Below are 21443 nucleotides of genomic sequence, written 5' to 3' on the forward strand. Positions count from 1 at the left end.
CAGCGATTAATGCTCATCTTTTTGCTGTGAAGTCGCTAGGCGAATGCTGTCCACAAGCCTGCCAAAGTAGCTTTCGCGCATGGATAGCGAGGCGGGCAATGGGGCGGATGGCAGGCTGTCGTAGCCATCTTCATCAATGCAGAACTCGAAAAACAGGTAGTTGACTTCGGGCAGCTTGAGCTGATGGCGGCAGGCGTGGCGGCCCGAGCCCCGTTTTTTCTCGGCAATGGTCTGCATGCTGGTATTGCTTCCCAGGACCGCCGTATAGACCATGGGCAGGGTGGCAGCCAGGTTGAGCCAGAGCATGAAAGCCATGAAAGCGGTGCATAGCAAGGCCATCAGCCAGCGCTTGATGGGGCCGTAGCTGAGCCAGGGGCCTGCCGGTTGCCAAAGTCCCAGCCTATGGAGTCGCAGCAGCCAGATGCCGGCGGCTGCCGTAAGTGCCAGCGCCAGATACAGCGCGAGCAGCTGCCAATGCGCATCGGGTATGAAGCTGCGCCAGAAAATGGGGGCGAGGGCGCCCATCATCACCGCCATGAAAACGACGATCAGCCATTTCTGCGGATTGGAGGTTTCAGGTTTCCAGAGCCAGTTCATGCTCGTTGCATCGGTTGAGGTGGTGCCGGTAGTTTGATCTGAGCCAGGTTCAAAGAGTTTTTCGCATACGCGCGTTGCTCAGGGCGATGCCATGTACGACGGGGATTTGCTGGCGCTGTAGCTCAAAGCCGAAATGTATGAAGAAAGCCTGGGCATTGAGACTGACATCGGCACTCAGCTCATGCAGGCCGTTTTGCCGCGCCGTCTGCTCGATATGCGCGAGCAGTCGCCGGCCCACGCCCTGGCGGGCATATTGTGGGGCCACAAAAAAGTGATCGATATAGCCATTGGCTTGCAGATCTGCATAGGCTATGGCTTGATCATTGTCGCCAATGGCGACAAAGGGCTGGAGCGCTTGAATGCGCTGACGCCACTGTGTCCAGTCCGGTTGCTGCGGCGACCAGGCGTCAAGTTGCACCTGGCTGTAGTGATTCACTGCCAGCTGATGAACAGCATCGTGAAACACCTGCCATAGCGCGATTTCATCTCCGGGACGATAGCTGCGTACATGCATGGGTTGGCAGATGGATTGAGTTTGGCAAAAATGGTTTGCAGCAGATGTATGACATCGGTGCAGCGTGCAAGGGCGGTTGTGGAAGCACTTCTTTATCTGCATGCAACCCGCTGTTTTGATGAATTTTCTGTCATCAACTGAAGGTGAACGGTGGTCTAAAGTCTGTGAAATGCTCAGGTTTTTATAGCGGAAAAAATAACGCCAACCTCTAGAATGATCCGCCCATGCCCCTGATATACCTCATCCTCCTACCTTTTGCAGGCAGCCTTTTGGCTGCTTTATTGCCTGCGAATGCGCGCAATACTGAATCAACACTAGCGGGTGTGATTGCGCTGATATGCGCAATTCAGGTGGGGATGCTGTTCCCGGAGATGGCCGATGGAGCGGTGCTCAGGCAGGAGATTTCCTGGCTGCCGGCGTTGGGGCTGAATCTGGTGATTCGCATGGACGGGTTTGCCTGGCTGTTCTCCATGCTGGTTTTCGGCATTGGTGCGCTGGTGGTGCTGTACGCGCGCTACTACATGTCGCCCACTGATCCTGTGCCGCGCTTTTTCTCGTTTTTTCTGGCCTTTATGGGGGCGATGGCGGGGGTGGTGCTCTCGGGAAACATCATTCAGCTGGTGTTTTTCTGGGAACTGACCAGTCTTTTCTCGTTCCTGCTGATCGGCTACTGGTATCACCGCAAGGATGCGCGCCGTGGTGCGCGCATGGCGTTGACGGTCACGGGCACGGGCGGGCTGGCCATGCTGGTGGGCATGCTGGTGCTGGGTCATATCGTAGGCAGCTATGACCTCGACAATGTTCTGGCAGCTGGTCAGCAGATTCGCGACAGCCACCTCTATCTGCTGGCATTGGTGCTGATTTTGCTTGGTGCGCTCACCAAAAGTGCTCAATTTCCGTTCCAGTTCTGGCTGCCCAATGCTATGGCTGCACCTACGCCCGTGTCGGCCTATCTGCACTCGGCCACCATGGTCAAGGCTGGTGTGTTTCTGCTGGCGCGGCTGTGGCCGGTGTTGGCGGACACCGATGCATGGTTCTGGCTGGTGGGGGGCGCTGGTGCCATGACGCTGCTGATTGGCGGCTATTGCGCGATGTTCCAGCACGATCTCAAGGGTTTGCTGGCTTATTCAACGATCTCGCATCTGGGGCTGATTACCTTGCTGTTGGGCCTGAACAGCAAGCTGGCTGCCGTGGCGGCGGTGTTTCACATCATGAACCATGCGACCTTCAAGGCTTCGCTGTTCATGGCGGCGGGCATTGTGGACCATGAAAGCGGCACGCGTGACATCCGGCGTCTGTCGGGTCTGCGTTTCATGATGCCGATCACGGCCACGCTGGCCTGTGTGGCCAGTGCTGCCATGGCTGGTGTGCCGCTGCTCAACGGATTCATCTCCAAGGAAATGTTCTTTGCCGAGACCGTCTATCTGGATGCAGCCCCCTGGGTCAAGACCGTGCTTCCCGTGGTTGCGACCGTGGCGGGCATGTTCAGCGTGGCCTATTCGCTGCGCTTCACGTTCGATGTCTTTTTTGGGCCCCAGGCAAACGATCTCCCTCACGAGCCGCACGAGCCGCCGCACTGGATGCGTGTACCGGTGGAATTGCTCGTGCTGGCTTGCCTGATCGTCGGCATCTTCCCTGCCTGGGCAGTGGGTGGTTTTCTGGCTGTCGCTGCAACTCCAGTCGTAGGCGGTGACTTGCCGCAGTACAGTCTGGCCATCTGGCATGGCTGGAATATGCCGCTCATCATGAGCCTGGTGGCACTGGCCGGCGGTATCGTGCTCTACACCATGCTGCGCTGGCAGCGCACGGTCGGGCATTTCGACACCACGCCCGTGCTGGGCCGTGTCAGCGGTCGCAAGATTTTTGAAAATCTGCTGGCCCGCATCACCTGGCTGGGCCGGGCGGGGCGCCGCAATCTGTCCACACGCCGCCTGCAGTGGCAGATGCTGTGGCTGGTCTGCGTTGCTCTGGTCGCAGCGGCTCTGCCGCTCTGGCTATGGGGCATGAAACTGGGTGACCGCGGCACTTTGCCGGTGTCTTCTGCCTTTGTACTGCTCTGGGCGATTGGCTGCCTATGTGCGCTGGGTACGGCCTGGAAAGCCAAGTACCACCGGATGACCGCATTGATCATGCTCGGCGGCACGGGCCTGTGCACGGTGCTGACCTTCCTCTGGTTCTCGGCGCCCGATCTAGCGCTGACCCAACTGGTGGTGGAAGTCGCCACCACGGTGCTGATCCTGCTGGGGCTGCGCTGGCTGCCCAAGCGGGACAAGAACATGCGTACCGCCGATAGTGCCGATGCGCGGGCCAAGGCACGCCGCCTGCGCGACCTGGTGCTGTCGCTGATTGCCGGTGGCGGCATGGCCTGGCTGGCCTTTGCCATGATGAGCCGGCCCTTCTACGAAAGCACCTCCACCTTCTTCCTCGAGAACGCGCTGGGCGGCGGCGGCGGCACCAATGTGGTGAATGTGACGCTGGTCGACTTCCGTGGCTTCGACACCTTCGGCGAGATCGTGGTGCTGGGTATTGTGGCCGTAGTCATCTATGCGCTGCTGCGCCGCTTCCGCCCGGCGCGCGAGGCCATGGACATTCCTGAGCAGCAGCGCTATGTGCCCGGCGATTTGCAGACCGACCTGCTCAACCCGCGCAATGCCAGCGATACGGCCGTGGGCTACCTGATGGTGCCTGCCGTGCTGGTGCGACTGCTGCTGCCGTTTGCGACGCTGGTGGCTGCCTATATCTTCGTGCGCGGCCACAACCAGCCGGGCGGCGGTTTCGTGGCCGGGCTGGTGTTCTCGGTCGCCTTGCTGATGCAGTACATCATCTCGGGCACGCATTGGGTGGAGGCGCATCTGCCGCTGTATCCGCGCCGCTGGATTGCGGCGGGCCTGCTGTTTGCGCTGGGCACGGGCCTGGGCTCGGTGGCCGTGGGCTACCCCTTCCTGACCAGTCACAGCTTTGACTTTTCGCTGCCCTTGGTGGGACATGTGCATTTCGCCAGCGCCACCTTCTTCGATATCGGCGTGTTTGCGCTGGTGGTGGGCTCCACTATGCTGATCCTGACAGCGATTGCCCACCAATCGGTACGCGGACACCGCTTCCATGCGCGCTTGCTGGAAGAGCAGGAACAAGAGGCCAAGAAGGCCGAGGCCGAGGTGCAGGCTGCCACAGCTGCTGCACTGGCAAGGGGAGGTATGTAATGGAAATCGTTCTGGCCATTGCCATCGGTGTGCTCACCGGCTCGGGCGTCTGGCTGCTGCTGCGTCCGCGTAGCTACCAGGTCATCATGGGATTGGCGCTGCTGTCATATGCCGTCAACCTGTTCATCTTCTCGATGGGGCGTCAGGGCCTGTCGATCAACAAGGTGCCGGTTCTGCAAAACGGCGTGCCCACCGATTTGTCGCATTACGCCGACCCCATGCCGCAGGCGCTGGTGCTGACCGCCATCGTCATCGGATTTGCCATGACGGCGCTGTTCCTGGTCGTGCTGCTGGCGTCGCGCGGCGCTTCGGGTAATGACCATGTGGATGGCGCGCACTCGCGAACCGAACAGGAAATGCTATGAGCGAGTGGATTGAGCGTCTGATGCCGCACCTGATGCTGGCCCCCATCATGCTGCCCATGCTGACGGCAGCGCTGATGCTGTTCCTGCGCGAGGAGCGCCAGCGCCTGAAGCTGGGCATGAACATCCTGTCCACCACGATCAGCCTGGTGATCGTGGTCATGCTGCTGAGCTGGACCAACCAGGCGGGCTCTGCCGTCACCATGTCGGTCTATATGCCAGGCAACTGGCCTGCGCCCTTCGGCATCGCGCTGGCGCTGGATCGGCTCACGGCCCTGATGCTGCTGGTCACCTATGTGGTGGCACTGGCCGCACTGGTGTTTTCCGCGGCGCGCTGGCACAAGGCCGGCGTGCACTTCCACCCCTTGTTCCAGTTGCAGCTGATGGGGCTCAGCGGTGCCTTCATCACGGCGGACCTGTTCAATCTGTTCGTGTTCTTCGAGATCATGCTGGCAGCCTCTTACGGTTTGCTGCTGCATGGCTCCGGCAGCACACGCATTCAGGCCGGTCTTCACTACATTGCCATCAATCTGGCAGCGTCTTCGCTGTTCCTGATCGGCGTGTCCATGCTCTATGGCATCACCGGTACGCTCAATATGGCCGATCTGGCCCGGGCCATTCCGCTGGTGCAGGATGCCGATCGCGGCTTGCTGCATGCGGCAGCAGGCGTGCTGGGCACGGCCTTTCTGATCAAGGCGGCGCTATGGCCGCTGAACTTCTGGCTGGTGCCGGGCTACAGCGCGGCGACTGCGCCCGTGGGAGCCTTGTTTGCACTCATGACCAAGGTGGGGGTCTATGTCATCTTGCGACTGTGGACCTTGCTGTTCAGTTCGGAAGCCGGGGCATCGGCCCTGTTTGGCAGTACCTGGCTGATCGTGGGCGGCATGCTGACCATGGCCTTTGGCGCCATCGGCATGCTGGGCTCGCAACGGTTGACCCATCTGGCGGGCTTTGCTGCCATTCTTTCGTCCGGCACCCTGCTGGCCGCGACGGGCTTTGGCCAGAACCTGCTGACCGCGGGCCTGCTGTATTACCTGCCGGGCTCCACGCTGGCCGTGGCGGCCCTGTTCCTGATTGCCGATGTGGTGGACCGCTGGCGCGTGGATGACGATGCGGGCGAGCCCTATGAGGACGATGAAGCGCCATTCCTCAATGCAGAGCTGTTGCCCACCGAAGGCTTCAATCTCGACGATGATGAAGAGCTCATGATCGGCCGGGCCTTCCCGGCAGCGGCGGCTTTTCTGGGTCTGAGCTTCATGGCCTGCACCTTGCTGATCTCGGGCCTGCCGCCACTGTCCGGCTTTCTCGGCAAATTCGCCATGCTGACCAGCCTGCTCAATCCGCTGGGCATGGGGACATCCAGTGGTGTGAAGGCCGGTCCGCTGGGCTGGAGCATGGTGGCCCTGCTCATCATCACTGGTCTGATGGCGTTGGTGGCACTCACGCGCGCCGGCATCCGGCATTTCTGGGCCAATCCGGAGCAGAGCGCGCCGTCACTCAAGGTGGCGGAAGGCCTGCCCATCGTCGCACTGCTGCTGTGCTGTGTGGTGTTGACGGTCAAGGCCGATGATGTGATGCGCTATACCCAGCGAGCGGCCAATGCACTGCACTCGCCCGATGTCTATGTGCGTACCGTCCTGGGTCTGGCTCCGGTACCAGCGCCCAAGGAAAAGAAGGCTCAGGAGGCCGCAGGGCCCGAGGCTGCAGCACGCGCTGCAGCGCTGGAAATGCAGGCAGAGCCCGCCCCTGGTATTGGCGATGAAGGCGAAACTGCGCAAGATGCCGCAACTCAGACCGCTGCCTCGGCTCAGAAAGAGGAGGGCCGCCCATGAAGAACATCATGAAATCCATCTTCCCGGCACCGCTGCTGTCGGTAGCTCTGCTGGTGCTGTGGCTGCTGCTCAACCGCTCGGTCAGTGCCGGCCAGATCTTGCTGGGCCTGATCCTGGGCCTGCTGATCCCCGTGCTGCTGCGCGGCCTGCGCCCCTTGCCGGTGCGGGTCAGCCATCCGCTGAGCATTCTCAAGCTGGCCTTTCGGGTGGTCTGCGACACCTCGATCTCCAACTTCAACGTGGTGCGCTTTCTGTTGTTGCCGCGCATGCGCAAGCACCCAGCGGCCTTTGTCCATATTCCGCTCGAGCTGCGCGATCCCAACGGGCTGGCCGTCCTGGCCATGATCGTCTGCCTGACGCCCGGCACTTCCTGGGCCGAAATCTCGCGCGACCGCTCCATGCTGCTGCTGCATGCACTGGAGGTGGAGGATGCCAGGCAGATGGCCGACTTTGTGAAGTCCCGCTACGAGAGCCTGCTGATGGAGATTTTTGAATGAACCCCTGGTTTTATTGGGTGCTGATGGCATCTCTGGTCATGCTGCTGGCGGCCATGGGCTGCTCGGTGCTGCGCCTGCTCAAGGGGCCGCATGCGCAAGATCGCGTGCTGGCGCTGGACTGCATGTATCTCAACGGCATGCTGGCCATGCTGGTCATGGGCATTCTGTACGACAGCACCAACTATTTCGAGGCGGCCTTGCTGGTGGCTCTGTTCGGCTGCGTGGGCTCCACGGCCATGGCCAAGTTCCTGCTGCGCGGCGAGGTGATCGAATGAGTACCGAGGTCATTGGCGTGGATCTGCCGCTGTGGGCCCAGATTTTGGTGGCGGCCCTGGTGTTCGCAGGCTCGTTGATTGCGCTCATGGGCTCCGTGGGCTTGCTGAGGCTCAAAAGCTATTTCGAGCGCGTGCACGCGCCCTCCATCATCGCCACCATGGGCTGCTGGCTCATCATGCATGCCACCTGGATCTATTTTTCCGTCAGCGGCCAGGGCTTTGTCATGCACTCGGTGCTGATTGCCATCTTTATTGCCGTGACTGTGCCCATCACCACCATCTTCCTCATGCGCGCAGCGCTGTTCCGCTCGCGCCGGGCAGGAGAGAGCGTGCCGCCCACGCTCAGCAATCTGGTGCGCAACGAACCCCTGGACGAGGAAGAGGCCGCCGAGGCCGATGAAAAGCCTGCGGCGCATAAAGCCTGAAATCCTGCCGCCCAAGGCTTTCAGGGCCGCCGTCTTGCGCTAGATTGGCAGCCATGCTCAATATTTTTGCCATCTGCATCGGTGCCTGCCTGGGCGCTCTGTCGCGCTGGGGGTTGGGGCTATGGCTGAGTGCCGGAGCCAGCCTGCCCTGGGGCACCCTGGCCGCCAATCTGATCGGCGGCTATCTGATCGGTGTCTTCATCGCGCTGTTTCAGGCCATGCCCCAGCTGGATCCGGCCTGGAAACTGGCCATCATCACCGGCTTTCTCGGAGCCCTGACCACGTTCTCCAGCTATTCGGCCGAGGTCATCGGCCTGCTGCAGCAGCAACGTCTGGCTGCGGCTCTGGGCTGGACCAGCGTGCACCTGGTCGGCTCACTGTTCATGACCTACATGGGCATGCTCAGCTGGAGCATCTGGTTCAGCCGTTAAGCTGGCAGACCATTTGCAACTATTGAGGCAAACTGCTTCAGCGTTTAGAGGCGAAATACTCTCCTTGGCTATAGCTTTGTGAGCGTATAGTGCAAGCATCATCTGCACTACAGGTGCATTTGAGCTTGAAGTACTTGACGGATGGGCGGTCAGCGCTACGAAATCTTTAGGGATGGCTGTAGCCCGTGCCACTCAGCATTCTAAGAACCGAGGGTCCATGCAAATTTCATCTCCCCTGTCCGATACCGATCTGGCCAATGCCTGGGCCGAGCTGCACAACCAGGCCCATAACGGCAAAGAGCTGGAACCTCAATCCAACCGCCTTGCATTCGCCGATCCGGAGTTCATGTTCCGCCGTGAAACGCGTGGCATCCGCATGCAGCTGGAAATGCTCAAGCCCGATCTGACCCAGATCGAGCGCGGCATCGAGCACACGGTGGTTGTCTACGGCAGCGCGCGCTTTGTCGATATGGAGCAGGCGCGCGAGCAGCTTGCGCAAGCCAAGGCCAGCGGCGATACCCAGCGCATGGCGCTGGCTGAGCGGGGCATGCGCAATGCCGAGCGCTATGAGGCGGCACGCGCCTTTGCACGCATCGTGGCGACCGAAGGCATGAAGCAGGCGCCCAGCGAGCGCTTCTACATCTGCACGGGCGGTGGTCCCGGCATCATGGAGGCGGCCAACCGTGGCGCCCATGATGCGGGTGCTCCCAATGTGGGGCTGAACATCTATCTGCCGCACGAGCAGCATGGCAACCCCTACATCACACCGGGGCTGAGCTTCAAGTTCCACTACTTTGCGCTGCGCAAAATGCATTTCATGATGCGTGCCAAGGCGCTGGTGGCCTTTCCTGGCGGCTTCGGCACCATGGACGAGCTGTTTGAAGTGCTGACGCTGGTGCAGACCCACAAGAGCAAGCCCGTGCCCGTGATCCTGTTCGGCACGGAGTTCTGGAAGCGGGTGCTGAACTTCGATGTGCTGGTGGAAGAGGGAACCATTTCCGCCAAGGATCTGAACCTGTTCCGCTACACCGACGATCCGGCTGAGGCCTGGTCCTTCATTCAGCAGTTCTACCAGACTGGCTGGAACAACGGATAAGCGGTCACGCCTGATCCCCAAAAGACCGGAAGCCGCCAGAAGATTTTCCTCTGGCGGTTTTTTGTTGCTCATCAATGCTTGCCGGTAGCTCTTGATGAGCCAGTGCCTGGGCCTTGTTTGGCTTAAACGCCATGCAGCGATTGCTCGGCCAGTTGCTGGGCGCGCGCGATCGAAATGCCTTCGTGCTGGTCGACGACCAGCGCATCGCTTTCCTCATCGCTGCGGTGAAGCACCACGCGAGGGCGTGTACCGTCGGCTTGGATATGCACATCGGCCGGACGTGACTTTTGCGTGGGGTAGACAGCAATCAGATTGGACAGCCAGCCAAAGAAAATCGGGTCTTCGGGCGGTTTGTCGTAGGAGTCCAGATAGCGGTGAAAGCTGGCTTCACTGGCCGACACCCAGATGCCCCAGAGAAAGGGCTCGTCCACGCCATGAATCGGCACTTCCAGAATGGCTCGCACATAGTATTGCGTGCCTTCGGGGTGGGCGATGACGCAGAGGTCGTCGCTCAGCTCCGCCCATTCCTCGCGTTCTTGCTCGGTCAGGCGTCGGTAGGGTGCAGGGGCATCGAAAGCAAAGCTCGGCGATCCTTCGTGAATCTCATCGCATTTGCTGCATTGGTAGGCAAAGATGGCGGCCATGGTGTAAGAGTTCAGCGTTTGTGAAAGACCAGCGTGCGGTTGTTGGCCGGCATGGCCTGATCGAGTTCAAGCTGCAGGCCGTGCTGACCGGCCAGGGCCACGATGGCTTCAAAGTCGCGCAGGCCGCTGCGCGTATCGCGCTGGCGCAGCCAGGCGTCGAAGGCGCGGTTGCTGTCGCTGGTGAAATGGCCACCATAGTTGAACGGGCCATAAATGGCAAACACGCCGCCTTCGGGCAGATGCACTCCAACCATCTCGAACATGCGCTGCACCAGCGGCCAGGCCACGATATGACAGGTATTGCTGGTAAAGACGGCATCGAAGCCGGATGAGTCTGCGGTTGCCGGCCAGGTACCGGTCGCCAGGTCAAACTCCAGCGGAGCACGCAGATTGGGCGCGCCATGGGCGGCGTGCCAGGCCTGGATGCCTGCATGACTGCCGGCCAGGTCGCTGGTCTGCCAGAGCAGCTGCGGCAGGCGCGGTGCGAAGTACACGCTGTGCTGCCCGGTGCCGGAGCCTATCTCCAGCACATGCCGGCTGTGCTGAAAAGCGGACTTCAGCACCTCGAAAATGGCGGCCTGATTGTTTTCGCAGGCCTGGGAGAAAGGCAGTTGCGGGGCTGTCGATGGAAGGTTTGGGGTCATGAGGGACTTGGCGGGCAGGCACGGGAAATCGTGCAGACATCTTCTCCCAAAATGCCAAGTCCGAGCACTGCGACAGCCTTCACGGCCTGAAGCGCAGCCTGATCTCGGGTCGTACATTCAGGCTGCCGATTTTCCAGCTGTACGCGCCCAGGCCCAGCGTGGGCGTGGAGCTGGCGTTTTGCGAGAGTACCTCGGCATTGCCGGGCAGGCTGACTCTCAGGCTGCCGTTCATGGTGATGCCCAGTTGCGCGAAGTCTCTCTTTTCCTTGTCCTTGAGCGGTTTGGCGGCAATCGTCATCACGCCGTTTCTGTCGGTCTGCACGGTGAACATGTCCAGCAATCGCAGACCTTCACCGGGTTTTCGCTGGCCGGCAATCTCCAGCGCATAGCGCGCATTGCCTTTGTAGACGGCTTTCCTGACCTCGGGTTCGCGGCTCAGTTGCTGCGCTTGCGCCGCCAGCTCCTGATGGTCTTTCTCGCTCAGCACGCCTTGTTTTCTGAGCTTCATCACTGCCATGGCATTGACCACCGTGCCGTCAAAGTGGTAGCTGTAGCTGCCATCGGCCTGCACTTCCACGCTGGCGGAGAAGCGCTCGGGCACCAGGCAGGCGGTCAGCAAGGCGACGAGGGCGGTGGTCGTCAACAGCGCAAAGAGCTTGTGCATGAGGACTCCTTTTGAGCGGCATTGCAGTGGCTCAGGGGGCAGAGGTCTGAGTCATCGTAGAGCAAACAGGGCATGTGCCAATAGGGGCTGCCATCAAGGTAGCGCGGAGTCTTGCCGGAAGAATATTCAAAAAGAGTAGCCGAAAGCGATTTCTACATAAGGGATGGAGACCTGGGGCGGTAGCGATCTTTCACTTGGATTTTGACTCGGCTTTGAGCTGGCTGATGGCGTCCTGAAAGCCCTGCAGATACTTGGTGCGCGTCTGCTCGGCCAGAACAGGCCACTGCGCGGCTGGCAGGCTCAGCGATTCCATCGTCAGCCTGGCGGCCAGTTGCGGGTCCCGGGAGGCCTGAACCGCCTGCATGCCGTGGAGATTGATCCAGTGCGGGTCGTAGGCGTGGGGTGTGCGGCGATCCCAGTCCACAACCTTGGCGATCAACTCCTGAGCCTTGTCCAGATCCTGAAACAGATGGCGATTGATGGGAGCTCCATAACTCTGATTCATCACATCGACCGCTTGTCTGGCAGTGACGTCGGCACAGCGATTGGCGTCGAAGCGGGCACGCAGTTGGCCTGCGTAGAACCAGAAGGCAGCCTCGTCCCGCAGACCGGCCTTGAACAGTGTTTGCGACAGCACATAGAACACGGGCGGTTGAAAGCGCTCGGGCGTGGCACGTACGCGCTCGAGCACGGCTTGCTGCTGCTGAGGCGTACCCTGCGACAGCAAGCGAAGAGCCTCCTGCCCCAGCCTGGTGTCGATCTGTGCATAGACTCCCTGGGGGACCAATACCTGAGTCGCAGGGGAAGGCAGTGGCTTGGGCCCAGCCGATGGCTGCTGAGTCTGTGCGGAAGCAAAGCCCGAGAGCGCCACCAGCGCACCGGTCACCATCTTTGCTGCGACATGGCTCATGCTGAACTCCTTGTGCTTGCGATGCAAATCATTCTGGACGGTGTCAGGCAAATACCCACTCTGTCGCATATCTTAAATAGCATGCTCGGTATCTGTGTCTCGTATTTACCAAGAAGTCCTGATTTCAATGAAGACGAGGTATCGCGTTGCCGTAAAGCCCAAAAGCTTTGCTTGCTGATGGGGGCGATATGCCCAATGCCGGTCTAGCCGGCATCGGCTTTGCCGACTGACCGTCAAAACCGGCAGGCTCAGTCCCGGGCGTTGAAGGCCCTGTGATAACTCACCTGGCCTTGTGGCGGCGGGCCTTCGAAAGACAGGGCTTGAAAGTACTCGGCAGGCACTCCCGGCAGCTCCAGGCCCGGCACCGTCCGGAAACCAAAGCGCCGGTAGTAGTCAGGTTCGCCAAGCAGCACGCATCCTTGCGCAGACTGCGCTTGCAGAGCGCTGATGGCTGCCCGCATGAGTGCACTGCCAATACCCTGTCGCTGTCTTTGGGGAATGACGGAGATGGGCCCCAGGCCGAACCAGTGCTGGCTGCCGTCGCTGATGTGGACGGGAGAGATGGCGACATGCCCGACGATTTGCCCGTCAATCTCTGCGACCAGGGACAGGGCAAGAGCCCCGGCTGCGCGCAACTCACGCACGATGAATTGCTCGGTGTGATCGGTATGCGGTGCGTCCTTGAAGGCCTGGATCGTCACCTGCTCGATGGCCTTGGCATCGGCGGGCAGTTCTGCTCGGATGTGCATGGGTTGGATTGGGTTCTAGAAAAATCCTGGGAAAAGGCCAGTTCGGCCCATCAGCCTATTGCAACTGCTTTCTTTAAGCGGCGGAACAAAAAAACCGCCCGAAGGCGGTTCTTTGTGGCGGGGCCTGCTGGGTAATTACACACCAGCCACTTCAATGCCCTTGAATTCCCCGGTCGCAATCTTTTCCTTCCAGATGGCGGGGCCGGTGATATGGGCGCTGGTGCCACCGGCATCCACGGCCACCGTGACAGGCATGTCGACCACGTCGAATTCATAGATGGCTTCCATGCCCAGGTCTTCAAAGCCCACCACCTTGGCTTGCTTGATGGCCTTGGAGACCAGGTAGGCGGCGCCGCCCACGGCCATCAGGTAAGCGCTCTTGTGCTTCTTGATGGCCTCGATGGCGACAGGGCCGCGCTCGGACTTGCCGATCATCGAGATCAGGCCGGTCTGCGACAGCATCATGTCGGTGAACTTGTCCATGCGGGTGGCCGTGGTGGGGCCAGCAGGGCCAACCACTTCGTCGCGAACGGGGTCCACGGGGCCGACGTAGTAGATCACGCGGTTGGTGAAGTCCACGGGCAGCTTTTCGCCCTTGGCCAGCATGTCCTGGATGCGCTTGTGGGCAGCATCACGGCCGGTCAGCATCTTGCCGTTGAGCAGCAGGGTGTCGCCGGGCTTCCAGCTGGCCACTTCTTCCTTGGTCAGATTGTTCAAATCGACCTTCTTGGACTTGTTGTAGTCGGGGTGCCAGTCGATCTTGGGCCAGGTGTCCAGCGAGGGGGCATCCAGGTGCACGGGGCCGGAGCCGTCCATCACAAAGTGGGCGTGGCGGGTGGCTGCACAGTTGGGAATCATGGCCACGGGCTTGGAGGCCGCGTGCGTGGGGTACATGTTGATCTTGACGTCCAGCACCGTGGTCAGGCCGCCCAGGCCTTGGGCGCCGATACCCAGGGCGTTGATCTTTTCGAACAGCTCCAGACGCAGCTTTTCTACGTCGTCGAGCTCTGCACCGCTGGCAGCTTTTTGCTGCAGCTCGTACATGTTGAGGTCTTCCATCAGGCTTTCCTTGGCCAGCAGGACTGCCTTTTCAGCCGTGCCGCCGATGCCGATGCCCAGCATGCCGGGCGGGCACCAGCCCGCGCCCATGGTGGGGACGGTCTTCAGAACCCAGTCCACGATGTTGTCGCTGGGGTTCATCATGATCATCTTGGACTTGTTCTCGGAGCCGCCGCCCTTGGCGGCCACGGTCACGTCCACCTTGTCGCCGGGCACGATCTGCACATTGATCACGGCGGGAGTGTTGTCCTTGGTGTTCTTGCGCTTGAACTGGGGGTCGGCAACGACGGAGGCTCGCAGCGTGTTGTCGGGGTGGTTGTAGCCACGGCGCACGCCTTCGTTGATGGCGTCTTCCAGGCCCATGGTGAAGCCTTCCCACTTGACGTCCATGCCCACTTTCAGGAACACGTTGACGATGCCGGTGTCCTGGCAGATGGGGCGCTGGCCGGTGGCCGCCATCTTGGAGTTTGTGAGGATCTGTGCCATCGCATCCTTGGCCGCAGGGCTTTGCTCGCGCTCATAGGCGCGGGCCAGATGCTGGATGAAATCCGGCGTGTGGTAGTAGCTGATGTACTGGAGGGCACCTGCGATCGAATCGATCAGGTCCTGCTGGCGGATGGAGGTGGTCATCGTGAAGCTTCTCGGGGGTTGCAATCTGTACGCGTGGGGCGCGCACGGTAAACCCATCGATTATCGGTCCAGACGACAATTCCTGCAGCCATAACCCACCAGTCTTATATATGACTGGTGGGTGCTGTGCGGCGTTCAGCCTGTCAGTGCGCCGAGGATGGAGGCCGAGAAATCGGCCTGACCGCCTCGGCGATCGTCTCTTGCCCAGGCCAGAAGGCTGTCCGCCGGCATGGGGCGCGCGTAGAAGTAGCCCTGAAGCTCATCGCATTGCATGTCGATCAGAATATCCCGCTGGCCCGCGGTCTCCACACCTTCGGCCACCACGCGCAGCCCCAGGGCATGGGCCAGGCGCACGACGGCATGGACCACGGCGCGGGCATCTTCCTCGGTTTCCAGGTCGCGGATGAAGCTGCGGTCGATCTTCAGTTGCTGCGCGGGCAACTGACGCAGATAGTTGAGGCTGGAGTAGCCGGTGCCGAAGTCATCGATCGAGAGAAAGATGCCGATGTCGCGCAATTCCTCGATGGCGCGCTGCGTGGCCTGGGTGTCTTCCATGGCCACGGATTCGGTGATCTCGCACAGTAGCTGGCTGGCCTGTACATCGTGGCGCGCCAGCGTCTGGGTGATGCGATCTGCAAGGCCGCTTTCGCGCAGCTGGTGTACGGACAGATTGATCGCCACCCGCATCTGCAGTCCCATATTGCGCCACAGGGCCAGCTGGTGGCAGGCTTCTTCGATCACCCAGTTGCCCAGGCTGTTGATGATGCCGAAGCGCTCGGCCAGGGGGATGAAGATGTCCGGGGCAATCATGCCGCGTTCGGGATGAGCCCAGCGCAGCAGTGCCTCTACCCCGATGATGTTGCCGCGCTCGCTGTCGATCTTGGGCTGGTAATGCAGCTCCATCTGACCGCGCTGAATGGCGTGGCGCAGATCGTTTTGAAGTTCCAGCTGCTCCGATGCATCGCTGCCCATGTGCGGCTCGAACACTGCAAAACCGTTGCCGCCATTGCGTTTGGCTGCGTACATGGCGGCATCGGCGTTGGCGATCAGGTGGTCGCGGTCACCATGGTCGGGAAAGGCCACGATGCCGATGGAGCAGGTGATCTGCAGCTCCTTGTTGCCTAGGCGAAAGGGCTGACTAAGCGCCTTGAGAATTCGGTTGGCTACCGCCATGCAGGCGGCCACGTCCTGGGTGTCTTCCAGCAGGACCAGGAATTCATCCCCGCCCACGCGGGCCACGGTATCGCTGCTGCGGGCTTCCGCCATCAGCCGCTCGGCGGCGCTGATGAGGATCTGATCACCTGCGGCGTGGCCAAAGGAGTCATTGATGGGTTTGAATCCGTCCAGATCCACAAACAAGATTCCCAGCCGCTCCTTGATTCGTGAACGGTTGGCGCGCTCCAGGCGCAGCAGGGCGTGGATGAGACGATCTTCAAACAGCAGGCGGTTGGGCAGATTGGTCAGCGGGTCGGCAAAAGCGCGCTGGCGCAACTCAGTATTGGCCAGCTGCAGCTTGGCATTGGTTTCCTGCAGCGATTGATTGAGCTTGAAGGCAGTGCTTTGCAGGCGCGCATCGAGCAAGGTGCTGAACATCGCCGCAATCAGCAGCATGACCGTGGTGATGATGATGATGGTGGTGAGCTCGGGGCCGCTCAGGGCTTCCGCACTCAGGCAGACCGAGCCGCTGGCAAAGCTGGCAGCCGACATCCCGGTGTAGTGCATGCCGCAGATGGCAAAGCCCATGACCAGTGCCGCCAATGTCTGGAACAGCAACAGCCGCTTGCCGGAGAGCGAAAACAGCGCGCGAAACAGATTCAGCGCCGTGGCCGAGGCCAGTACTGCGATCAGGGCGGAGGCCGCCACCAGCGGCCAGTCCCAGGCAATCGGGATGGACATTTCGATGGCGAGCATGCCCAGGTAGTGCATGGCGCAGATACCGCCGCCCATGAGAAGCGAGGCGCCCAGAAAATGGGGCCAGCGGTATTCGACCCTGGTTGCCACACCAAAGGCCAATGCCGATGCCGCTACTGCCGCGACCCAGGAGGCCAGCGTCAGAGCACCGCCGTAGCCCAGTGTGATGGGCAGCTCAAACGCCTGCATGCCGATGAAGTGCATGGCCCAGACCCCTGTGCCCATCACCATGGCGCCGATGGCCCACCAGATGCGTCCGATTCTGCCCGAGGCCATGCGCATGCGACGGGCCAGACCCAGCGTCACAAAAGAGGCAAATACCGCGATGACGATGGAGACACACACCATCATCGTGCTGTAACTTGATGTCATGACGGTGGTGGCGATGGGGGTGGAAAGATCAGTGAACATTGATGTGGCGGGCCAGCAAGGCCGGTCGGATTCTCTGTCCGACATTGATTTAATGTAACTATGTATTTCTGGCCTTGCCGGCGCAGGGGTGTTGCCTCGATTGTGCTTGCAGCCTGCCGGGCTGAGCTAGCATGGACTGGTTGTGGAAGTGGCCTGCCTGGCGGTGGGTCGACTTCCGTTTGCGGCCAACGGCAGCCAGATTTCTTCAGCCAGCTGCGCCGAGTTGTATTGCAAGGAGCGATTCCATGACAGTCACCCGCCAGGAAAAAGACACTTTTGGCTTGATTGATGTACCCGCCGACAAGCTCTGGGGCGCGCAGACGCAGCGCTCGCTGCAGAATTTCGACATCAGCGGCGAGCAGCAACCGCGTGAAATCATTGCTGCGCTGGCGCAGGTCAAAAAGGCCTCCGCCAGCGTCAACCATACGCTGGGTCTGCTGGACGAGAGAAAAGCCAGAGCCATCAATTCGGCCGCCGATGAGGTGCTTGCGGGCAAGCACCCCGATGAGTTCCCCCTGGTGGTCTGGCAGACCGGCTCCGGCACGCAGACCAATATGAACGTCAACGAGGTGCTGGCCAACCGCGCGAGCGAGCTGATGGGCGGCGAGCGCGGCGAGGCGCGCCTGGTGCACCCGAATGACGATGTGAACAAAAGCCAGTCCAGCAACGATGTCTATCCCACGGCGATGCATGTGGCGGCAGTGACGTCCATCGAACACAAGCTGCTGCCTGCCATCGCCAAGCTGCGTGTCACGTTGCTGGCCAAGAGCGAAGCCTTTGCCGATATCGTCAAGATCGGTCGCACGCATTTGCAGGATGCCACGCCGCTGACGCTGGGTCAGGAGATATCCGGCTGGGTGGCTCAGCTGGCCCATGGCGAAGCCCATGTGCGTGCCGCATTGCCGCATCTGTATGAGCTGGCCCTGGGGGGGACGGCCGTGGGTACAGGGCTGAATGCCCCCAAGGGCTACGCCGAAGGCGTGGCGGCGGAACTGGCCAGACTGACGGGCTCCCCGTTTGTCACCTCGCCCAACAAGTTTGAGTCTCTGGCGAGCTGCGACGGCCTGGTCTATGCACATGGCGCTCTCAAGACACTGGCCGCAAGCTTGATGAAAATCGCCAACGACGTGCGCTGGCTGGCCTCCGGGCCGCGCAGCGGCCTGGGCGAAATCTCTATCCCGGAGAACGAGCCGGGTTCGTCCATCATGCCGGGCAAGGTCAATCCCACGCAGTCCGAAGCCGTGACCATGCTGTGTGCCCAGGTGTTCGGTAACGATGTGGCCATCAATTTCGGCGGAGCCTCGGGCAATTTCGAACTCAATGTGTTCCGCCCCATGGTGGCGCATAACTTCCTGCAAAGCGTGCGCCTGCTGGCCGACGGAATGGTCAGTTTCAACGATCACTGCGCCGTGGGCATTGAGCCTAACCGCGCGCGCATCGAAGAGCTGGTGGGCCGTTCGCTGATGCTGGTGACGGCGCTCAACACACATATCGGCTACGACAAGGCTGCCTATATCGCCAAGAAGGCGCACAAAGAGGGTACGAGCCTGCGCGAAGCCGCCATTGCCAGCGGCCATGTGACGGGCGAGCAGTTTGACCAGTGGGTGGTGCCTGCGAATATGGTGGGTAATCTCTGAAGATCGGTGAGCGCTGACTGTTGTTGAAAAAGAGCCCGCAAGTCGGGCTCTTTTCTTTTGCCATGCGTCTGCCCACAATGGCTGATCTCAATCAAGGGAGTCAGCATGCGCGCGCAGCAGCACCTGGAGCAGGTTTCGCTTTCCGATCTGCGCCCTACGCAGATGACGGTGGGCGCGGCGGAGGTGGCGCTCAAACGCGCCGAGTGGGCCAGGCTCAAACCCAAGACGCGGGGCAAACTGCTGCTCAGCCACTGGTTTCCGGCGGTCAAAGGCCCCAAGGGGCTGTACTACATCGTCGACCACCATCATCTGGGGCAAGCGTTGTGGCAGGAGCAGGTGACATCGGTCTGGGTCATGCATCTGGCGGACTTCAGCGCCATGGAGATGGGTATGTTCTGGCGGCTCATGGAGTTTCACCAGTGGGCCCATCCGTACAACGACAAGGGCGAGCGCTGCGAGTTCTCGGCTATTCCCAAGCAGCTAGAGCGACTCAAGGACGACCCCTATCGCAGCCTGGCCGGAGAGGTGCGCAAGGCCGGTGGTTATGCCAAAGAGGCCGCACCCTATGTCGAATTTCTCTGGGCCGATTTCTTTCGCCCGCTGTTTCGCAAAAGCGATCTGCGCAGCAGCGGTGGGCAAGGCCTGCCTGAATCGCTGGTGACCGAGGCTGTGGCACTGGCGCGCAACCCCAAGGCGCAGTTTTTGCCCGGCTGGTCAGGTGTGACCAGCAATCTGCACAAGCCTTTATGACTGCGCGCTGGATGCCTGCCGGCGCGGACTGGATTGCGGGCCTGTCTATCGCGGGGCTTCTGCTGCCCGAGGCCGTGGCCTATTCCGGCATTGCCGGTGCGCCGCCCCAGGCAGGGGTGATTGCGCTGTTTGCGGGCTTGCTGGTCTATGGGCTGCTCGGTACCAGCCGCTTTGCGATTGTGTCGTCGACCTCATCCTCAGCGGCTGTGCTGCTGGCGGCCACGGGCTCGGTGCTGCATGTCTCGGCCGATCATCGCGCGCTCATGGGTGTGGCCATGGTGCTGGTGGCTGGGGTGATGTTTGTGCTGGCGGGCCTGCTGCGGCTGGGCGGCATCTCGCAATTCATTGCCAAGCCCGTGCTGCGCGGCTTTGCCATTGGTCTGGCGCTGACCATTGTGGTCAAGCAACTGCCATTGGCTGTGGGCGTGCATCCCGCGCACAGCGACTTTCTGCATTTCAGCAGGGACTTTATCGCGCTGCTTCCGCACTGGAACTGGTATGGCCTGACCATGCTGGTTGTGGCCTTGCTGGCGCTGCGCCTTCTGGCGCGGTGGAAGGTCGTGCCTGGTGCTTTGCTGGTGATTGCGGCGGGCATTGCGCTGGATGCACTGGGCTTTTGCAGGAGCTGGGGCATAGCGCCTGTGGGTTCGCTGCAACTGGGTGCTGCGCATCTGGCCCTGCCTGAGCTTGACTGGGCCGATTGGCTGCGCGTGGGGCAGCTGGCTGTGGCGCTGGCCTTGATTCTGTATGCCGAGTCATACAGCTCCATCCGCTCGCTGGCGCTGCGCCATGGCGACGGGGTGAACAGCAACCGCGATCTGCTGGCGCTGGGCGGCGCCAATATGGCCTCGGCCCTGTTTCAGGGCCTGCCTGTGGGTGCGGGGTTTTCGGCCAGCTCGGCCAATGAGGTGGCTGGCGCGCAGACCAAGGCTGCAGGCCTGATTGCCTGCGCCGTGGTGGCGGTGCTGGTGTGGCAGTTGCTGCCCTGGATGGAGCGAATCCCTGAGCCCTTGCTGGCCGCCATCGTCATTCATGCGGTGGCGCATTCGCTCAACTGGCGCACGCTGCAGCCTTATTTCATCTGGCAGCGTGATCGCGCCGTGGCGCTCACAGCTTTTGCTGCCGTGATTGCGCTGGGTGTGCTTGATGGCCTGCTGCTGGCTATGGTGGTCAGCATTGTGATGCTGCTCAAGCGCATGGCCCAGTCCCATGTCAGCGAGCTGGGGCGGCTGGTGGGCAGCCATGATTTTGTGGACCGCCAGCGCCACCCAGAAGCGCAACCTGTGCCAAGTCTGCTGATTTTGCGGCCCGAGGAAAGCCTGTTCTTTGGCAATGCCGAGGCCGTGATGAGCGATATCCGCGCGCGCGTGGCGCAAGCTGCAGATGTGCATGCCGTGGTGCTGAGTCTGGAAGAAAGCCCTGATCTGGACAGCACCGGCATTGAGGCACTGGGCGAGCTGGCACGTCAGCTGCAGCAAGCCGGGGTGCTGCTGCGGCTGGCCCGCGTCAAGGACAGTCTGCGCGAGCTGCTGCAGCGCGTGCAGATGCCGGGGCTCAACCCCGACTGCTATTCAGCCTGGAGCGTGGACGATGCCGTGCAGACCTTGACCGCCCATTTTCACCAGGTGCCCGGCGGTGCCACGCAGCCTGCGTCTTCGATATAGACATGCTTGCCTTGCTCCAGCTCGTCGGCCAGCAGCGCCAGCCAGGCCGAGAAGCTGGGTGCAAACACGCCCTTGGGGCCTGCCTCGTGATCAAACTCGATGATCTGGCCCGCATGGCCACCAGCCGCTGGCGCAAGGTCCAGCATGGCACCATCGCCGCAGTTGTCGGTCAGGGGAATACGCAGTGGATCCCAGTACACGGGGCGCAGGGGGCCTTGCAGATAGTCAGGGTTGTAGTCCGGGCCAAGCCCCCACCCTTCGCTCTTTTGCATGTCCGCATACATCTGCCAGACCTCCAGCATGCGCTGTGTGGACAGCAGCTCGCCAAAGTACAGCAGATAGGCCTCATTGGCCGCGCCGTTGTGCAGGGCCAGTGATTCACGCACATCGTCCGGCAGACGCTGACCCAGGGCGGCTTCCAGCTCGGCAATTTCTGTCTCGCTGGCGCCATCGGCCAGGACCAGAGTGTCTTTGGGTGTGTTCTGGGCATACCAGGCGCTGATGCGCTGCCAGCTTTGGGCGATGGATGACATGGTGCTCC

At 61.2% G+C, this 21443-nt stretch carries 21 protein-coding genes; 11 read left to right on the forward strand and 10 right to left on the reverse strand.

The window, feature by feature from the left end; translation table 11 throughout:
- Window positions 1–6 precede the first annotated feature (6 nt).
- Both DFO48_RS18355 and DFO48_RS18360 read right to left on the reverse strand, forming a co-directional pair.
- Window positions 7–597 carry a hypothetical protein gene (locus DFO48_RS18355; RefSeq protein ID WP_114864384.1) on the reverse strand — a complete coding sequence of 197 codons (591 nt, stop codon included), beginning with the start codon at window positions 595–597 and terminating at the stop codon, window positions 7–9.
- 49 nt (window positions 598–646) lie between these two features.
- On the reverse strand, window positions 647–1111 hold the full coding sequence (locus DFO48_RS18360; RefSeq protein WP_114864385.1) for a GNAT family N-acetyltransferase: 465 nt from the start codon (window positions 1109–1111) through the stop codon (window positions 647–649).
- A 224-nt stretch (window positions 1112–1335) separates the two neighbouring features.
- On the opposite strand from DFO48_RS18360, the gene DFO48_RS18365 reads away from it, so the two are divergent.
- The 8 genes from DFO48_RS18365 to DFO48_RS18400 all read left to right on the forward strand — a co-directional run bounded on the left by DFO48_RS18365 (window position 1336) and on the right by DFO48_RS18400 (window position 9229).
- The gene (locus DFO48_RS18365; RefSeq protein ID WP_034349476.1) at window positions 1336–4311 is read left to right on the forward strand and encodes a monovalent cation/H+ antiporter subunit A; all 2976 of its coding nucleotides are present in this window, start codon (window positions 1336–1338) and stop codon (window positions 4309–4311) included.
- Window positions 4311–4676 (forward strand): Na+/H+ antiporter subunit C, encoded by a 366-nt coding sequence (locus tag DFO48_RS18370; protein ID WP_003057261.1) that lies wholly within the window; start codon window positions 4311–4313, stop codon window positions 4674–4676. Before DFO48_RS18365 ends, DFO48_RS18370 begins: the two co-directional genes overlap by 1 nt.
- Window positions 4673–6505, forward strand: coding sequence for a monovalent cation/H+ antiporter subunit D (locus DFO48_RS18375; protein ID WP_114864386.1), 1833 nt, complete (start codon window positions 4673–4675; stop codon window positions 6503–6505). The genes DFO48_RS18370 and DFO48_RS18375 overlap by 4 nt, the downstream gene beginning before the upstream one ends.
- Window positions 6502–7002: a Na+/H+ antiporter subunit E gene (locus DFO48_RS18380; protein ID WP_114864387.1), complete on the forward strand. Its 501-nt coding sequence runs from the start codon at window positions 6502–6504 to the stop codon at window positions 7000–7002. The genes DFO48_RS18375 and DFO48_RS18380 overlap by 4 nt, the downstream gene beginning before the upstream one ends.
- Entirely contained in the window at window positions 6999–7277 is a 279-nt protein-coding gene (locus DFO48_RS18385; RefSeq protein ID WP_003057255.1) for a K+/H+ antiporter subunit F, read from the forward strand. Before DFO48_RS18380 ends, DFO48_RS18385 begins: the two co-directional genes overlap by 4 nt.
- A complete protein-coding gene (gene mnhG / locus DFO48_RS18390; protein WP_003078215.1) occupies window positions 7274–7702 on the forward strand; it encodes a monovalent cation/H(+) antiporter subunit G in 429 nt (142 codons plus the stop codon). Before DFO48_RS18385 ends, mnhG begins: the two co-directional genes overlap by 4 nt.
- Before the next feature lie 53 nt (window positions 7703–7755).
- Window positions 7756–8133, forward strand: coding sequence for a fluoride efflux transporter CrcB (crcB, locus tag DFO48_RS18395; RefSeq protein WP_043005880.1), 378 nt, complete (start codon window positions 7756–7758; stop codon window positions 8131–8133).
- Window positions 8134–8350: 217 nt separating this feature from the next.
- Window positions 8351–9229 (forward strand): TIGR00730 family Rossman fold protein, encoded by an 879-nt coding sequence (locus DFO48_RS18400; RefSeq protein ID WP_003078213.1) that lies wholly within the window; start codon window positions 8351–8353, stop codon window positions 9227–9229.
- Between the two features lie 122 nt (window positions 9230–9351).
- Here DFO48_RS18400 and DFO48_RS18405 read toward each other — a convergent pair whose 3' ends face one another.
- From DFO48_RS18405 to DFO48_RS18435, 7 genes are all read right to left on the reverse strand, one after another.
- Window positions 9352–9873, reverse strand: a complete 522-nt coding sequence (locus DFO48_RS18405) for a DUF2199 domain-containing protein (RefSeq protein ID WP_114864388.1) — start codon at window positions 9871–9873, stop codon at window positions 9352–9354.
- 11 nt (window positions 9874–9884) lie between these two features.
- Window positions 9885–10517, reverse strand: coding sequence for a DUF938 domain-containing protein (locus tag DFO48_RS18410; protein WP_003078211.1), 633 nt, complete (start codon window positions 10515–10517; stop codon window positions 9885–9887).
- A 79-nt stretch (window positions 10518–10596) separates the two neighbouring features.
- Window positions 10597–11181, reverse strand: a complete 585-nt coding sequence (locus tag DFO48_RS18415) for a hypothetical protein (protein ID WP_003078210.1) — start codon at window positions 11179–11181, stop codon at window positions 10597–10599.
- A 190-nt stretch (window positions 11182–11371) separates the two neighbouring features.
- A complete protein-coding gene (locus tag DFO48_RS18420; protein ID WP_114864478.1) occupies window positions 11372–12091 on the reverse strand; it encodes a hypothetical protein in 720 nt (239 codons plus the stop codon).
- Between the two features lie 248 nt (window positions 12092–12339).
- Window positions 12340–12840, reverse strand: a complete 501-nt coding sequence (locus tag DFO48_RS18425) for a GNAT family N-acetyltransferase (protein ID WP_114864389.1) — start codon at window positions 12838–12840, stop codon at window positions 12340–12342.
- 135 nt (window positions 12841–12975) lie between these two features.
- Window positions 12976–14529, reverse strand: coding sequence for a fumarate hydratase (locus tag DFO48_RS18430; RefSeq protein WP_003061052.1), 1554 nt, complete (start codon window positions 14527–14529; stop codon window positions 12976–12978).
- A gap of 135 nt (window positions 14530–14664) precedes the next feature.
- Window positions 14665–16851 carry a bifunctional diguanylate cyclase/phosphodiesterase gene (locus DFO48_RS18435; protein ID WP_233506449.1) on the reverse strand — a complete coding sequence of 729 codons (2187 nt, stop codon included), beginning with the start codon at window positions 16849–16851 and terminating at the stop codon, window positions 14665–14667.
- Window positions 16852–17096: 245 nt separating this feature from the next.
- Between DFO48_RS18435 and fumC the strand changes: the two genes are divergently transcribed.
- The 3 genes from fumC (at window position 17097) to DFO48_RS18450 (ending at window position 20902) form a co-directional block, all read left to right on the forward strand.
- Window positions 17097–18488, forward strand: coding sequence for a class II fumarate hydratase (gene fumC / locus DFO48_RS18440; protein ID WP_114864391.1), 1392 nt, complete (start codon window positions 17097–17099; stop codon window positions 18486–18488).
- Window positions 18489–18593: 105 nt separating this feature from the next.
- Window positions 18594–19238, forward strand: a complete 645-nt coding sequence (locus tag DFO48_RS18445) for a ParB-like protein (RefSeq protein WP_003078201.1) — start codon at window positions 18594–18596, stop codon at window positions 19236–19238.
- Window positions 19235–20902 (forward strand): SulP family inorganic anion transporter, encoded by a 1668-nt coding sequence (locus DFO48_RS18450; RefSeq protein WP_114864392.1) that lies wholly within the window; start codon window positions 19235–19237, stop codon window positions 20900–20902. The genes DFO48_RS18445 and DFO48_RS18450 overlap by 4 nt, the downstream gene beginning before the upstream one ends.
- Here the strand turns inward: DFO48_RS18450 and DFO48_RS18455 are convergent.
- Window positions 20857–21435, reverse strand: a complete 579-nt coding sequence (locus DFO48_RS18455; RefSeq protein WP_114864393.1) for an SMI1/KNR4 family protein — start codon at window positions 21433–21435, stop codon at window positions 20857–20859. The two genes, DFO48_RS18450 and DFO48_RS18455, sit on opposite strands and share 46 nt — an antisense overlap.
- Window positions 21436–21443 lie beyond the last annotated feature (8 nt).

It is taken from the genome of Comamonas sp. AG1104 (assembly GCF_003350425.1).
GTDB classification, from domain to species: Bacteria; Pseudomonadota; Gammaproteobacteria; order Burkholderiales; family Burkholderiaceae_C; genus Comamonas; species Comamonas testosteroni.

Excerpts from the sequence above, each read along its gene's own strand:
- DFO48_RS18355 (WP_114864384.1), bottom strand. The coding sequence starts at position 597 with ATGAACTGGCTCTGGAAACCTGAAACCTCCAATCCGCAGAAATGGCTG.
- DFO48_RS18360 (WP_114864385.1), bottom strand. The coding sequence starts at position 1,111 with ATGCATGTACGCAGCTATCGTCCCGGAGATGAAATCGCGCTATGGCAG.
- DFO48_RS18365 (WP_034349476.1), top strand. The coding sequence starts at position 1,336 with ATGCCCCTGATATACCTCATCCTCCTACCTTTTGCAGGCAGCCTTTTG.
- DFO48_RS18370 (WP_003057261.1), top strand. The coding sequence starts at position 4,311 with ATGGAAATCGTTCTGGCCATTGCCATCGGTGTGCTCACCGGCTCGGGC.
- DFO48_RS18375 (WP_114864386.1), top strand. The coding sequence starts at position 4,673 with ATGAGCGAGTGGATTGAGCGTCTGATGCCGCACCTGATGCTGGCCCCC.
- DFO48_RS18380 (WP_114864387.1), top strand. The coding sequence starts at position 6,502 with ATGAAGAACATCATGAAATCCATCTTCCCGGCACCGCTGCTGTCGGTA.
- DFO48_RS18385 (WP_003057255.1), top strand. The coding sequence starts at position 6,999 with ATGAACCCCTGGTTTTATTGGGTGCTGATGGCATCTCTGGTCATGCTG.
- mnhG (WP_003078215.1), top strand. The coding sequence starts at position 7,274 with ATGAGTACCGAGGTCATTGGCGTGGATCTGCCGCTGTGGGCCCAGATT.
- crcB (WP_043005880.1), top strand. The coding sequence starts at position 7,756 with ATGCTCAATATTTTTGCCATCTGCATCGGTGCCTGCCTGGGCGCTCTG.
- DFO48_RS18400 (WP_003078213.1), top strand. The coding sequence starts at position 8,351 with ATGCAAATTTCATCTCCCCTGTCCGATACCGATCTGGCCAATGCCTGG.
- DFO48_RS18405 (WP_114864388.1), bottom strand. The coding sequence starts at position 9,873 with ATGGCCGCCATCTTTGCCTACCAATGCAGCAAATGCGATGAGATTCAC.
- DFO48_RS18410 (WP_003078211.1), bottom strand. The coding sequence starts at position 10,517 with ATGACCCCAAACCTTCCATCGACAGCCCCGCAACTGCCTTTCTCCCAG.
- DFO48_RS18415 (WP_003078210.1), bottom strand. The coding sequence starts at position 11,181 with ATGCACAAGCTCTTTGCGCTGTTGACGACCACCGCCCTCGTCGCCTTG.
- DFO48_RS18420 (WP_114864478.1), bottom strand. The coding sequence starts at position 12,091 with ATGAGCCATGTCGCAGCAAAGATGGTGACCGGTGCGCTGGTGGCGCTC.
- DFO48_RS18425 (WP_114864389.1), bottom strand. The coding sequence starts at position 12,840 with ATGCACATCCGAGCAGAACTGCCCGCCGATGCCAAGGCCATCGAGCAG.
- DFO48_RS18430 (WP_003061052.1), bottom strand. The coding sequence starts at position 14,529 with ATGACCACCTCCATCCGCCAGCAGGACCTGATCGATTCGATCGCAGGT.
- DFO48_RS18435 (WP_233506449.1), bottom strand. The coding sequence starts at position 16,851 with ATGTTCACTGATCTTTCCACCCCCATCGCCACCACCGTCATGACATCA.
- fumC (WP_114864391.1), top strand. The coding sequence starts at position 17,097 with ATGACAGTCACCCGCCAGGAAAAAGACACTTTTGGCTTGATTGATGTA.
- DFO48_RS18445 (WP_003078201.1), top strand. The coding sequence starts at position 18,594 with ATGCGCGCGCAGCAGCACCTGGAGCAGGTTTCGCTTTCCGATCTGCGC.
- DFO48_RS18450 (WP_114864392.1), top strand. The coding sequence starts at position 19,235 with ATGACTGCGCGCTGGATGCCTGCCGGCGCGGACTGGATTGCGGGCCTG.
- DFO48_RS18455 (WP_114864393.1), bottom strand. The coding sequence starts at position 21,435 with ATGTCATCCATCGCCCAAAGCTGGCAGCGCATCAGCGCCTGGTATGCC.